The following is a 13,869-nucleotide window of genomic DNA, read 5'->3' on the forward strand; positions in this document are numbered from 1 at the left end:
GCCCTCTGAGTAAGGTCTTTTAATGTAAGAATATCAAATTTTCGAAATTTTTCAATGAAATCATCAAATCATTAAAAAGATACAATTAAGATGCAACTACCTCACCTTAACTAAACATTTTTTACCCTCATTCCTTTACATTAGAACTTAACATTATTATCTTGCGACGACAAATGATCTGGAAACATCTTATTAATCAAAAATGCTAGAAGAGCTAACGCGATACCAATAAAGTCAAAAAATATAGATCCATTAATTAAAGTCAAAGCTGCGATCAACAGAACTATTCGCTGAACCCATCTTGCTTTTCCAAAGAAATATCCTTGAACGGCACAGGCCAAAAGATAAATTCCAATTATACTTGTCAAAATCGTTAATGCAATCTCGTAGGAACTACCTTTCATTAAAATTGAAGGGCTGTAAATAAACATATATGGAACAATAAAAGCAGCAAGCCCTAATTTAAATGCTTGAAGAGACGTTTTAAAAGGATCTGTACCAGCAATTCCACCAGCAGCAAATGCTGCAACAGCTACAGGAGGAGTTATAGCAGATAAGACAGCAAAATAAAAAATAAACATATGAGCAAAGAGAGGTTCTATCCCCACTTGAATCAATCCTGGAGCTAAAACAGAACCAGCAATAGCATATGCAGCTGTTGTCGGCATCCCCATTCCAAGTATTATCGCAAGGATCATTGTTGCTACTAATGCTAATAGTTGACTGGAAGACCCCAATGTTATTAACAAATTAGCAAACTTTCCTCCAATTCCAGTAAGAGCTATAACTCCTACAATAATTCCCGCACATGCGCATATAGAAATTAATTGAACAACGGACCGAGCAGCTCCTGCTAAAGCTTCAGCTGTTTTCTTCCAACCCATTCTAGTCTGTTTAGAAAACCAACTTATCACTAAACAAGCAAGAATGGCAATAGTGCCGGATCGAATAATTGAGTAATTCATTAAAATCGCAGAAATTAATACTACAATCGGGATAAAAAGGTGAGCTTGTTTTATAAGATCTTTCATCTTCGGCAATTCGCTTCTCTTCAAACCCCGTAACTTCATTTTAATTGCTTCTAGATCTATCATAAAATAAACAGAAACAAAATATAACAATGCCGGGATAATCGCCGCAATCATAATCTCTTTGTAGGAAATTCCAATCATTTCAGCCATGAGGAAAGCCCCTGCCCCCATTATGGGCGGAAGGATTTGACCCCCAGTAGATGCAGCAGCCTCGGTTGCCCCTGCAAATTGCGGTTTATATCCTACTCGTTTCATTAATGGGATTGTTAAGCTTCCTGTTGTAACAACATTACCTGCTGAAGTTCCACTGACCATCCCCATTAAACCACTGGCCAGTAAAGACACTTTAGCCGGTCCTCCTCGTAAACCTCCAGCAGCCGAGAATGAAAAGTTAATGAAATAATCTCCAACTTTTGAAGCTTGAAGAAAAGCACCAAGAGCAATGAACAAGAGGATATACTTAGAGGATACATCAATTGTAACCCCAAAGATCCCGTCAAGCCCATATATATACGAGAAAAAACGTTTTATGGAGTACCCATTATGCTGTAAAATTCCCGGTAAATAAGGACCCAAAAAAGCGTAAGCAATAAAAATAAGCGATAAAATTGGTAACGACCAGCCCGAAGTACGCCGTGTTAATTCCAAAACAAGCAGCGTACCTACTATTGCTATGACAAAATCCATTGTGGTTGGAGTTACTCCTGCCCTAAAAATAAGCTGATCTATATTATAATAAATATATATAAAAATGATCGCACTTGCTAAAATTGCAAGCCAGTCAATCAAATGTATCTTTCCAAGGTTTTTTTGATTCCAACCCGGAATTAAAGCGAAACCAAGCATTGAACCACATAATAAATGCATTGCTCGAAACAACCATGGGTCGATTGCAGCGAAATTTAATAAATATAAATGAAGAAGTGTAATACAAATTGCAAATAAAAAGAACAATCCTCCGACTGCGCCTTTTAGTTGACGCTGTATTATTCCTCCTTCATTATTACTAACCGATCTTTCTCCTTTAGAAATTGTCATTTCTCAATCCCTCCCCTTGGACATTATGAGAGAAAGCCCCTCTTATTGAGGTATAGAGGAGCTTGTGCGAGTTAATCATTTTTCGGATACTCCGGAGGATAGACTTCTTCCGGAAGATCATATCCGTTTTCTTCAAACCATCGAATCGCACCTGGGTGCATCCATAGAAATGTATTGTATTTTATGTTTTCAGCTAGTGTTTCCTCACCTGCCACATGCGCTTGTATAAGTTCCTCATTATGGGATAAGACGGCGTCTGTAGCCTGGTAAACAAAACTATCAGGTAAATCTTTTTGCACTACACCTAAGTTCCAAATAGACGGGCTATACATCACATCGGGTTGATTTTCATAGGTATTAGCAGGTATGACTGCTTCAGAAAGAAAAGGATACTCACTTACAAGCGTACTAACTTGTTCTTCGGTAAAGCCAAACACATTTAATTTATGCTGTAACTCTGCTTCTTGAACAGAGGTAAATGGAATGCCTCCTCCAAACCCGACTGCTGGTATTAGACCATCCATTTGCTGCGAAACTAAATCTCCCAGTCCTGCATAAACAGGTTCGGCCTCAACACCGAGTATCTCTAAAAATTCAGGAAGATAAGTAGCCGGCGTTCCCCCAGATGGCCCCACCCCTACCTTCTTACCATTAAGGTCATCAATACTTCTAATTCCTGTATCTTCTTTAGCCCACCAATGGAAATAAGACGTATACATTGGAAAAAATACTCTCCAATCTCTTAGCTCTTGTCCACCGGTCCATTCTCCTTCGCCATACCACGCTTCCCAAGCAGGTCCCATGGTAACTACACCGATCTCAATATCCTGATTTTGCAGAAGCTGAATGTTATGAACGGGTCCTCCTGTTACCTCTACAGCCGAGTTTACGCCTGTATACTTTTGAATTAAGCTAGAATACCCTCCTGCATAAGCATAGGCAGTCCCTCCTAGAGAAGCTGAACCTACTCTAACCGAGTTTGGCCAATTACTTTTATCGTTTGGATCAAACTCTACATTTTCACTTGGCTCAGGTCCATCCACTGAACTTTCCGGGTCATTACTAGTCAAATCATTATTAGTTGATTGTGATGTACATGCACTTAATCCCAAAATTGCAAAGAGAGCTACTATTATCACGAAAAATTTCAGTTTCATATTACCCCTCCTCAGAATATAATTTAAGCGCTTACAATTATCCGGAAACGTTTCCAAAAACATCTTAACACGAGGAACGCACGTAATCAATAAGTTTTCTAAATTTTTTATTTAATCAAAATTATCTAACTCGAATTGCATAAACAATAAGTATTTTATTTTTTTCAATAAAACTAAAAAAGCGAGCAATAGCGGAGTTCTCCCGCCTATTGCTCGCTTCTCATCTTCCTATAGTATCGATTATTTATCAATTTCTTTTATTTATCCAACGACACCCCGCTTGCCCGGTGGGTTAATACTTTCTCGACGACGGTGCTAATGTATGCCCCTGCTTCAACCGGTGGAATTCCGCCTTTATGAATATTGGAAACAACCATTCGCTCCGCCTCGATTGTGCCGCTTCTCGGGCGATAGCAAAGATAGGCGCTTAACGATTCCGCGCTTCCCAAACCCGGCCGCTCGCCAATGAGGAGGACGATCACCTCGGGACGTAAAATCTCGCCGACATCATCCATAACGGCCACTCTTCCATTTTCAATGTAAAAGGGCGTTCCGAGCTTATGGCCGGCACTCATTAATGCCTGCTGCAACGATAAATAGACATCAGCAGCATTTTCCTCGACAGCACTGGCGCTCAGTCCATTTGACAGGATAATTTGCACAGTCGGGGACGCTTCACAGTTCCCGCGAATGATCTGCTTCGCCTCTTCGGCCAGCTTCCTGCCATAATCGGGGCGGATAATATACGTTTCTTTGTCCGCTACCTGCGTGTTCACCTTAAACAAATTTAGCTCCTTCAGCAATGTATCACTGACCTGGCCATAGACGGCATCCACCGCAGCGGCATGGTCATAGCGGAACTTGAGCCACTCCTTCGTTTTCGGCCGTACTCCAGCCCTGCCAACTCCAATCCGGGCAGGCGTCTTGTTCATCAGCTCCCGCAGCTTCTCGGCTTTATGCTCCGGCTTTCTCAACGCGGCGCGCTCGATCCGGACAGCAGGAGGAGCTTCCTTCGCCGGCGATTCTATAAAAAGGGATTGTGTCTTGCTCGTACTCGTCTCAGTTGATCTCTCCCGAATATTCGTGCCTTTATTTTGGCTGCTGTTCTTCTCATCTTGCAGCCTTTCGATGAACTCTGAATTCACTATCCTCAGCTCCTATCATGAAAAGATCGTCGGATCTCCAGCCAGCTTGCTTAGCTTTCCATTTTCGAATATCCCCATTTTTTCCAGCCACTCCGCGAAGCGTGGAGAAGGCGGTCGTCCTAATGTTTGCCGTAGCGTGGCAATATCGTGATAGCTCATTGATTGATAGTTCAGCATGCAATCATCGCCCATCGGCGTTGCAATAATAAAATTCACTCCGGCGGCTGTCAGCAAGACGCCCAAGTCCTCAATATCATTCTGATCGGCCTTAATATGATTTGTATAGCAAATGTCGACCCCCATCGGGATGCCATGAAGCTTAGCCATAAAGTGATCCTCAAGCCCCGCTCTGATCACCTGCTTGCTGTTATATAAATATTCCGGTCCGATGAAGCCGACAACCGTGTTGACGATATACGGATCATAATGGCGGGCAAAGCCATAATTACGCGATTCAAGCGTCATTTGATCGATTCCGTGATGCGCTTCGGCCGACAGCTCTGAGCCTTGCCCCGTCTCAAAATAGAGCCGCTGCGGGCCTGTTCCCGTACCGTATGTTTTCACGAGCTGATTCGCTTCCTCCAGCAGCGCAGCGGAAATACCAAATGATTTATTGGCTGCCTCGGTACCGGCGATGCTTTGAAAAATCATATCAGCCGGCGCCCCCTGCTCGACGGCCTTCATTTGTGTCGTCACATGCGCAAGCACACAATTTTGCGTCGGAATTTCCCACTCCTGAATGAACTGATGAGTCGCATGCAGCAGGCGCTTCACGCTCTCAACAGAATCATCAACCGGATTTATGCCGATGACTGCATCGCCGACGCCATAGGAAAGCCCTTCCTTTAACGAAGCGAGCATTCCTTCCACATGATCGGTCGGATGGTTCGGCTGGAGGCGTGAGGCAAGCGTTCCTTTATGGCCAATCGCGCTGTTGCATTTCGTAATAACCTCGATTTTATTCGCTCCATAAACGAGATCAAGGTTCGACATCAGCTTGGCGACAGCGGCGATCATCTCACTGGTTAGCCCCCGGCTGATCCGCAGCAGCTCCTCTCCTGTCACCTCGTCGCTTAAAATATATTCACGCAGCTCGGCGACCGACCAGTTTTTCATTGATTGATAAATCGGTTCATTAATCTGTTCTTCAATAATTCTTGACACCTCATCCTCTTCCGGCGTCAACAATGGATTCTCCCGTATTTCGCCAAGTGTCAGCTGACTTACTACTTCCTTGGCGGCAATTCGCTCCTGGACGGTTTCCGCCGCAATGCCGGCCAGACGATCCCCTGATTTCTCTTCATTTGCTTTCGCGAACAACTCCTTTAATGAGGAAAATTGATACACGGTTCCAAGATAGGTCGTTTGCAGCTTCATAAATAAGTCTTCCCCCCTCTAATGTTGAAATGTCAACGTTTTAACGACGACCGGCACGACACCTGTCTTGAGAAGGTGACCGATATCAATATAGTCACCATGACCAACATAAATCTGGTCAATCGAGATGACGCTTTGCTGCCTGGCCTGAAACGTCAGCGTCTGCCCAAGCACTTTCGCATAATCCGCTTCAAGTACAATGACTAAAGGCTGAGCGCTGAACGGCTTTGCCTGAATTGCCTCCAGCAGCACCATCGCTAAAAACTGCACATCCTTAAAGCTTAAATAAGGGATGTCACTCACATACAGAGCAAAATTTTGCCCTTCACGCTGCGGATCATAGAGCTCAATTGCCTGCTTCACCGCCTGATGAATAACCGCTTTCACGGCTTTGAGGTCATGATTGAGGCTAACGCGAAAGACGGGCAAGTTTTTGATCGGCAAATCAGCCGGATCGACTTGAATCGTCGCACCGCTAATGTCCGTCGTTTGCGTTCCTGCGCCCAGTACCGTAGCGCGCACCGTTTCACTCGGAGGAATCCACCTCCACGATGCTAAGTTGTTGTTCTCTTTCAGGGAGACCGCCAAAAGCTCGCCGATATCTTCGTATCCCGTCTCTTCTGCCGCTCTTTCATACCGGTACAGACATTCGCTGACTCCTCCTGAAAACATAATCGCTTCTATTTCTTCCTCCCAGTTGGGCAAATGTCCGAGGAGCAGTACGTGATCTTCCCCACTAAGCCTGCGCCGAAGCGTTCGTGCGATCACCGCGGCCATATAATCGGTTATTTGTTTCAGCTCCAACCGCGTATAGCCGCGACCTTCCACAAGCGTTACTCCAAGCTGCGGCAGCAGCTGCTTGATCGGCGGCGACAGGCGCTGAATATGGCCACCTGCCAATTCAATCAGTCGTCCGCCTATATGCAACGTACACGTCCCACAAAGCTTCCCGGCCTGATACACAGCCACATTTGCCGTCCCTCCGCCGATGTCGATATTTGCGATCACCTTTCCCGTCTTTTTGGAATATTCGTAAGCTCCCGATCCTTTTGCGGCAATGATTCCTTCTAAATCCGGCCCGGCTGTCGCCACTAGAAAATCTCCGGCATAGTCAGATAAATGATCGACGACCTCTCTGGCATTGTGCTTTGTTGCCGTCTCCCCCGTAATCATCACGGCTCCCGTTTTAATATCAGCCGGCGAAATCCCAGCCTTTTCATATTCCAGCATAACGAGGTCTTTTACCTTTTCCATGTCAATTGCCGTCGCAGACTGCAGCGGCGTACGATAAATCGGGCTCCGATGAATCATCTCTTTGTTAACAATTTCGATGCGCGGCATATGCATCCCGCCCGCCATGTTTCGAATGAAAAATTTGCTTAGAACAAGCTTCGTCGTGCTCGTTCCAATATCAATTCCGGCGCTGTAGATCTCCTCGCTTCCAGGGACAAATGAGTGAATAACGAAGTCACCTCCTCATTTTGACGCAAACAAAAAGGCGCCTTACAAAAACCTCATCCACTGCGATGAAAGTTTATATAAGGCGCCGTTGCCGATTAGATTCATTTGGTATAGAACGTATTATAGACGAACTGCTCTTCGTTGTACACCGCTTCATTCGAAAAATTCTGTCAGATTATCTTACAATATTCCTTTAAAATCTGAGCCGCACCGCCACGATCGGTTAAAGCTTTTTCATAACAAAGGGCTCGTGACATTGCCACAAGCCCCACCCCCGCTGTAGAAAGGTTGCGTTTTTTAAGGCCCGGCTTACGACTCCTTCTTTACGATTTCTCGGGCGATCGCTTCCATGCCGACCTGTTTGTCCATGCTCATCCGCCTCAGCTTCCGATACGCTTCCTCTTCGGACAGGCTATATTTGTTCATCAGCATTCCCTTCGCCTTCTCAATCAGCTTTCGATCCTTCAGCTTCTGATCCATTTCCTCGACCTGCCGCCGGTAAAGCCGGGCATTTTCCGCCTGCTGCAAGGCAATTTCCACCGCTGGAATAAGGCTCGCTTCGGAAACCGGCTTAACTAAATAACCGACGATATTCGCCCTCTTCGCTTTATCGATGTATTCCCGCTGGCTGTAGGCGGTCAACAGCAAAATCGGCAGATCCAGTCTTTTCGAGATGATTTCGCTTGCCTTCAGTCCGTTTAATTTCGGCATTTTAATATCCATGATAATTAAGTCCGGCTTCAATTGAAACGCGTGCTCAATCGCTTTCTCTCCATCACCCGCCTGAGCGATGACCTCATAGCCCGCTTCCTCAAGCATCATGGAAACATCAAGCCGGACAATCGATTCATCTTCAACGAGCAAGATCCGTTTTTTCACCGCAACACCAACTCCCTGTTCAGCGGGATATCAACCGTAGCGACAGTCCCTGCTTCCATTTGCCTGATCGAAAACTCACCCGCCAAATCATGCTCAATCAGCATCGTCACAATATCGAGCCCTAATGAGGACTTTGCCTCCGGGGCAAACCCTTTCCCATCGTCCGTGACCCGGATCAAAAAGCGATCCCCTTCCCGCGCAAACGTAACGTCAATCTGTCCTCGATCGACCCCGTCAAAGGCATGCTTCACACAATTTTGGATTAATTCATTGATAATTAACGCAATCGTAACGGCCTTGCTTGATTCAATCTGAACCGGTATCCCCGAATAGGAGAGCACGATTTTCTTTTCTTCACGCTCTGCTTCCCCAACAAGGGCGTTTCCGATTTTCTCAACGAGCTGATAGAGATCGACGACATCAACATTTGAATTGGCAAGAATGATTTCATACACAGCGGCGATGCTCGTAATCCGGTTCAAGCTTTCGGCAAAGTAAACCTTGCTTTCTTCCGGTAATCCTCTTTTCATTTGCAGACGAAGCAGGCTGGCCACCGTCTGCAAATTGTTTTTCACCCGATGGTGAACCTCGCGCAGCGTAACTGTTTTAACGAGCAGCTCCCGTTCCTTCTCGCGCAATTCTGTGATGTTTTTCAAAATGACAATCGCGCTTTTGTCATGATCGAGCTGTGTAAGCGGAATTTTCTTCACTTGAAATATTTGATCAAGAATATGAATTTCGCTTACGAGCACCTCCTCCTCATCCTCCAAAACCGCCGCAACTTCCGGAATATAATCGGTAAGACGGTTCCCCAACTTCCCTTCCCCGCCTATTTCCTGTATCAAATTAATCGCCGGTCGATTCGTATAGAACAGCTCGCCATGATCATTAATAAAGAAAATCGAATCCTCCATCACTTCAGGCAAAATCGGCTGTTTCTCTGAGATTCCGATCAGCATTTCGCTTAATGTCTCATTCGCCTCCGACAAAGCCTTCACCTTTTGCTGATAGTGCAGCTCTTCACTCGCTTTCTCCATAATGACCGTTCCGATAACCCGGCCACGCGGACCCGAGAGCGGAACAACACTTTGCTCCACTGTCCTGCCTTCTTGAGTTAACGCACGATTTTGAACCATCGGCTTGCCGGTCCGCAACGTATTAAATACAGCGGGCTCGAACGCTTCATACGCAAACTTTCCAACTACCGGGTTCTCGTACACCGGCACGGCTGTCGCAGGAGAGGCTTCCGCCACTACAATCGCATGCTGGCCCTCCTTCGTCAGACAATCAATAAAGATATTCGCTTTATTCAGATCAGCAATAAGCTGTAAATTCCCGGCCACTTCTTGAATAACCTCAATATCTTCCGCGCTTAAATTCGTATAATTCAAGCAAAGCTCCTGCACCATTTCTCTTGTCATTCATATTTCACCTGCTTTTTGAAAGCTGCACATCTTTTGTTCTGACTCTTGTCCATAGTATATTTTTGTTGCCTTTCTGATGCAACTGATTTTAAAGGGCGTCTGTCTGTAACCGCTGTTCAGAAAAAACAAAAAAGATATGGGAAAGGGAATTCATCCTTTTTCCATATCTCTAAAACAGTAGACGCTCGCTTCGTGAAGCTATGCCTGCAACGCTTTTTGCACAAATCTCGTCAGGTTTGCAATATACACCTCAACTGAAGCAGAGGAGCGGTGAACATAATAATCGTCAACCGCCTGGTCGGTCAATGAGACAATCAGCCTTGAGATTACCTTTGGATCAAGCTCGGAATCCACGCTTCCCTCTTCCTGCCATTTTCTAATATACGTTTCCAACAGCTCATAAAATGGCACGAACAATTCTCTCCATTCCTGCGCTTCTGAGGAAAGCACGGCACAGCCATTCATCAGGATATTAAAAATATCCACATAATCACTCATGCTGTGAAAGGCAACCCGAAGCCCGTTCTGAAGCCCTTGCTCAAACGTAGCACTTTCCGCAAGACTTTCACTCACTACATCAAATACTTTATCCATCATTTCCTTCGTCAGTGCCTGAATGAGCGCGTTCTTCGAATCAAAATATAAATAAAACGTCCCTTGGGCTATCCCTGCCCGTTTGACAATCTCCGATACCTTTGTCGCTTCCAATCCTTTTTCTGCGAGCACCTCCCGCGCCACAGAAAGAATTTCCGCCCGCCGCTCTGCATTCTGCTGTTTCATCACCAATCACCCGCTCGTTAAAATGGCTCCAAAAAGATCGTTCCAGACCCTTTTGGAGCATCTATTCTTATCGTTTATGCAGCCTCATGTTGATCCCGTGCTTCGGCCGCAATGTAATCGACGGCTCCATTTTAATTGGCAGCTGATCGAAGAGTTCAAAGCGGAACTCTCTGACAATCGTTGCGAGTAGAAGCATCGCCTCCATCATCGCAAACCGTTCCCCGATACAAATTCGAGGGCCGCCGCCGAAAGGGAAATAAACATATTTAGAAGGCTTGTTATCGATATTATCCCACCTTTCCGGAGAAAAAGTCAAAGGATCATTGAAATAGCGCGGATTCCGGTGCATCGCCCACTGACTGATCATCACCTCCGAGCCGGCCGGAATCTCGTAGCCTCCGAGTGTGACGTCCTGCTCTGCGTATCTTGAAATCAACCATACTGTCGGCTGAATGCGCAGCGTTTCTTTAATTACATTCTCGGTATAAGACAGCTTCGATAAGTCAGCCAACGTGGCGGGACGATCACCTACTACCCGGGACACTTCCTGATACAATTTCTCCTCGATATCCGGGTGCTGGGAAAGCAAGTAAAAGGCCCAGCTGAGCGTATTAGCTGTCGTTTCATGCCCTGCTAAAAACAGGGTAATGACTTCGTCGCGCAGCTGCTGATCGGTCATCGAGCTGCCATCGTCTTCATCATAAGTAGAAATCAGCATGGAAAGAAGATCTCCTCGGTCACCAGGATGATTCCGTCTTTCTTCTATGATGGCATAGATCATGTTATCCAAGTCAGCCACCGCCTCCTTCAGCTGACGATTCACAGGCGGGACAAGCTTACCAAGTCCGATTAGATGCAAAATATGACGAAAAACGTTTGTCATCTGCGTGTTAAAGGCGGTCATCACCGTATCGAGCGCGCGGCTCGCATCACGGGAGTCGCCTTGATGAAGATCGAGGTCAAACAGTGTCTTCGTCGCAATTCCCATCGTCAGCTGCATCATTTCATCGTTGATATCCCGTTTATCCCCATCGTTCCATTTCGTTACCATTCTCTCACTGTAACGAACCATCGTGTCAGCGTAATCTGCAATCCTCCTCGGATGAAAGGCAGGCTGGGACAAACGGCGTTGTCTGAGCCAGAACGACCCTTCACTCGTCAGTAAACCATTGCCGAATACGAGACTCATAATTGGATCCTGCTGATACCCTTTTGAAAACTCGCCGCCTTTGTTCATGAAAACGTATTGAATATGCTCGGGATCGTTAAGGAGAAATGACTCCCTGTCCTTCTCAAATTTCAACCGGACAATCTCTCCATACTGCTGACTGCATTTTGTAATAAAGCGGAGCGGATCTCTCCCAAACTCAACCGTATTTCCTAAAACAGGATTTCCCTTCGGTCCGGTCGGCATCGTTTTTGCTGGCATCTTTCTGGCTCCCTTCTTTCAAAACAAATTATGACTGACTGTCAGTCATAATTGTAAATGGAGTACTTCCTTCTTGTCAACAACGATCCTGAAACAGGGGCTGGGCAAAAGGTAGAAAATGATCTTTTGCCCAGCCCCCTCACTTTTTATTCAATCAAACTCAGCACCGTCTTTTTAAAGCTTTCATAGACAGAAAGCCAAAGCTGTGAATCCTCTGCATATGTTGATTTCAGCGCGGCGTACATCGCTTTTTGCTTTTCTTCAAAGCCGGGGTCTTCCTTCGGCGGTAAAGCGGCCCGAAGCTCATCAACCAATTTCTGGCCTTCAGGAGAACGAGGGCCCCACTTTCCGACAAGCTGTCCTTGCTCATCTAAAATTAAAACAATCGGAATCGCCCGCCCGCCATTGGTTAAGTGACGGTCGATTAAATCAGTATCTGCATCACGTAGCGCGACACGCATGTCGACACCAGCAGCCTCTGCTACTTTACGAATGACCGGATTAATCATCATCGCATCTCCGCACCAGTCTTCGGTGATTGTCAGGAAATGAAGACGGTGCTGCTTCAACGTTTCCACAAAGCCATCCTCAGGCAATTCAAATGCTTTATAAACGCCGGTGCTTTCTTCCTTCAGCTTGCTCATCTCTTCCATGTACGTCTGAATGGATTTTCCTTCTTCAAAATACTGCTGTTCCGTTTTCATCTTTTCACGCTCCTTATCACCTTTATCTTAATACCCGCCCCGGTGAAAAGCAAAATTGCTGTTTACCCTTTCAGCCGTCCAACTAAAATTTCTAAATCGACTGTAATTCCGGCTGTCTCCCGTTCCGAAAAACGCGCAATTCTTTCCCGCTCTGCTGTCCAGGAAAGGGGAGACATCAGCGCGAGCTGGTGCAGTTCAGTTTGATTCAAGCTTTTTACATGGCTGACATCTATCACGTCAACGAGCTCAAAATGCTCTTTAAAACGGCAAGCCGGACGCTGATTTCGATAAACCTTTTTCTCCGTCTCCCTAAACAAAGCCTCTCGCAGTTCTTTTAAATAGTGCTGCCGTGGAACGACTTTCATCACTAGTCCATTCGGAGCGAGCAGCCGCTGAAACTCTTTGTAGTTGGCCGGTGACAGGATATTTAAAATTGCATGAAACACCCCGTCAGCGAATGGTGATTTTGCTAAATCCCCGACGAACCACAGCGGCTGCTTATAGGACTGGGCAGCCAGCTTAATGCCTTCCTTTGAAAGATCAAGACCGACACCGGTTATAGCCGTCCGTTCGCTTTGTTCGATTATCCGTTGCAAATGCGAGCCTTCGCCACATCCAGCATCTAGGATCAAAAGAGACGAACCTACAGCTGGAAAATAGTCATTAATCACGTTGACGATCTTCTCATGTAACACATCATACAGTCCGCTTCCCGTAATGATCTCCTGTCTTGCCGCGAACAATCTTTTATCATATTGCTGATTTCTCGGGCGGTTCAGCATGTTGACGTAGCCTTGCCTCGCCATATCAAATGTGTGTCCCTCCGTACAAATCAAGCTGCCATTCTTCACTTGTAAGGAGCGCCGACAATATGGGCAGCAAATCACCGCAATATGCTGTTGAACGCTCTCCAACTTTTTTTGTTTATTCATCCTGCTCACTCTTCCCTTCTGCTTTTTACCAGGAGCCATTGGCTGCCTGAACGAAAAAAAATCACAGGCATACTGCCTGTGATTGAGAGTAAAGGGAAACCGTCCACACCGAAGTCAGGTTAGGAGTGAGGAAGCCGCCACAAATCCACCTTCCCCAGTGTTGGAAAAGAAGGAATAATGGACATAAAGAAAGAAAGGCAGCTCGATCCACCTTTCTCTCATGACATATTATCAAAGAAAAACCGGCTTAAAAGAATATCCTTTAAGCGGCCTTTCCAATATGAAATGAAGATTATTAAAAAAGGGCAGACTGATCCCGTTTACTCTGCAAACACAAAACAGAGCCTTTGAACGTATTTAATTACCGGTTCAAAGCTGGGAAACGCAGTCTCATATAATGTACCATTTTTTAATAACCCTCCTTAACCTGCTATATTATTTATTATAGTTTCTCGTCCACCCGCTGTCAAAGGAACGGATGAGAGGTATGTATATAGAAAGGCGGTCGGACA

12 protein-coding genes are annotated in these 13,869 nt (G+C 45.7%); all 12 read right to left on the minus strand.

What is annotated here, in order from left to right; translation table 11 throughout:
- Positions 1 to 140 precede the first annotated feature (140 nt).
- The 12 genes from ABMB67_RS11040 to ABMB67_RS11095 all read right to left on the minus strand — a co-directional run bounded on the left by ABMB67_RS11040 (position 141) and on the right by ABMB67_RS11095 (position 13,763).
- The gene (locus ABMB67_RS11040; RefSeq protein ID WP_354572084.1) at positions 141 to 2,069 is read right to left on the minus strand and encodes a TRAP transporter permease; all 1,929 of its coding nucleotides are present in this window, start codon (positions 2,067 to 2,069) and stop codon (positions 141 to 143) included.
- 71 nt (positions 2,070 to 2,140) lie between these two features.
- Complete coding sequence (locus ABMB67_RS11045) at positions 2,141 to 3,226, minus strand: TAXI family TRAP transporter solute-binding subunit (protein WP_354572085.1); 1,086 nt, start codon at positions 3,224 to 3,226, stop codon at positions 2,141 to 2,143.
- A gap of 257 nt (positions 3,227 to 3,483) precedes the next feature.
- Complete coding sequence (eutC, locus tag ABMB67_RS11050) at positions 3,484 to 4,371, minus strand: ethanolamine ammonia-lyase subunit EutC (RefSeq protein WP_354572086.1); 888 nt, start codon at positions 4,369 to 4,371, stop codon at positions 3,484 to 3,486.
- A gap of 15 nt (positions 4,372 to 4,386) precedes the next feature.
- Positions 4,387 to 5,748 carry an ethanolamine ammonia-lyase subunit EutB gene (locus tag ABMB67_RS11055; RefSeq protein ID WP_354572087.1) on the minus strand — a complete coding sequence of 454 codons (1,362 nt, stop codon included), beginning with the start codon at positions 5,746 to 5,748 and terminating at the stop codon, positions 4,387 to 4,389.
- An 18-nt stretch (positions 5,749 to 5,766) separates the two neighbouring features.
- Positions 5,767 to 7,209, minus strand: a complete 1,443-nt coding sequence (locus tag ABMB67_RS11060; protein ID WP_251224468.1) for an ethanolamine ammonia-lyase reactivating factor EutA — start codon at positions 7,207 to 7,209, stop codon at positions 5,767 to 5,769.
- Positions 7,210 to 7,518: 309 nt separating this feature from the next.
- Complete coding sequence (locus ABMB67_RS11065; RefSeq protein WP_354572088.1) at positions 7,519 to 8,088, minus strand: ANTAR domain-containing response regulator; 570 nt, start codon at positions 8,086 to 8,088, stop codon at positions 7,519 to 7,521.
- The gene (locus tag ABMB67_RS11070) at positions 8,085 to 9,509 is read right to left on the minus strand and encodes a sensor histidine kinase (RefSeq protein WP_354572089.1); all 1,425 of its coding nucleotides are present in this window, start codon (positions 9,507 to 9,509) and stop codon (positions 8,085 to 8,087) included. Before ABMB67_RS11070 ends, ABMB67_RS11065 begins: the two co-directional genes overlap by 4 nt.
- 201 nt (positions 9,510 to 9,710) lie before the next feature.
- Positions 9,711 to 10,292, minus strand: a complete 582-nt coding sequence (locus tag ABMB67_RS11075; RefSeq protein ID WP_354572090.1) for a TetR/AcrR family transcriptional regulator — start codon at positions 10,290 to 10,292, stop codon at positions 9,711 to 9,713.
- A 67-nt stretch (positions 10,293 to 10,359) separates the two neighbouring features.
- Positions 10,360 to 11,721 (minus strand): cytochrome P450, encoded by a 1,362-nt coding sequence (locus ABMB67_RS11080; protein WP_354572091.1) that lies wholly within the window; start codon positions 11,719 to 11,721, stop codon positions 10,360 to 10,362.
- A 146-nt stretch (positions 11,722 to 11,867) separates the two neighbouring features.
- Positions 11,868 to 12,425 (minus strand): thioredoxin family protein, encoded by a 558-nt coding sequence (locus ABMB67_RS11085; protein ID WP_251224446.1) that lies wholly within the window; start codon positions 12,423 to 12,425, stop codon positions 11,868 to 11,870.
- Positions 12,426 to 12,487: 62 nt separating this feature from the next.
- A complete protein-coding gene (locus ABMB67_RS11090; protein ID WP_354572092.1) occupies positions 12,488 to 13,357 on the minus strand; it encodes a putative RNA methyltransferase in 870 nt (289 codons plus the stop codon).
- Positions 13,358 to 13,718: 361 nt separating this feature from the next.
- Complete coding sequence (locus ABMB67_RS11095; protein WP_354572138.1) at positions 13,719 to 13,763, minus strand: erythromycin resistance leader peptide; 45 nt, start codon at positions 13,761 to 13,763, stop codon at positions 13,719 to 13,721.
- Positions 13,764 to 13,869: the final 106 nt, after the last annotated feature.

The sequence above is a fragment of the Halalkalibacter oceani genome (genome assembly GCF_040544555.1).
Classification (GTDB): domain Bacteria; phylum Bacillota; class Bacilli; order Bacillales; family Bacillaceae_D; genus Halalkalibacter; species Halalkalibacter oceani.

What these genes read in the sequence shown, in the direction of transcription:
- ABMB67_RS11080 (WP_354572091.1), bottom strand. Translation starts at nt 11,721, where the DNA reads ATGCCAGCAAAAACGATGCCGACCGGACCGAAGGGAAATCCTGTTTTA.
- ABMB67_RS11040 (WP_354572084.1), bottom strand. Translation starts at nt 2,069, where the DNA reads ATGACAATTTCTAAAGGAGAAAGATCGGTTAGTAATAATGAAGGAGGA.
- ABMB67_RS11075 (WP_354572090.1), bottom strand. Translation starts at nt 10,292, where the DNA reads ATGAAACAGCAGAATGCAGAGCGGCGGGCGGAAATTCTTTCTGTGGCG.
- ABMB67_RS11085 (WP_251224446.1), bottom strand. Translation starts at nt 12,425, where the DNA reads ATGAAAACGGAACAGCAGTATTTTGAAGAAGGAAAATCCATTCAGACG.
- ABMB67_RS11070 (WP_354572089.1), bottom strand. Translation starts at nt 9,509, where the DNA reads ATGACAAGAGAAATGGTGCAGGAGCTTTGCTTGAATTATACGAATTTA.
- ABMB67_RS11055 (WP_354572087.1), bottom strand. Translation starts at nt 5,748, where the DNA reads ATGAAGCTGCAAACGACCTATCTTGGAACCGTGTATCAATTTTCCTCA.
- ABMB67_RS11090 (WP_354572092.1), bottom strand. Translation starts at nt 13,357, where the DNA reads ATGAATAAACAAAAAAAGTTGGAGAGCGTTCAACAGCATATTGCGGTG.
- ABMB67_RS11045 (WP_354572085.1), bottom strand. Translation starts at nt 3,226, where the DNA reads ATGAAACTGAAATTTTTCGTGATAATAGTAGCTCTCTTTGCAATTTTG.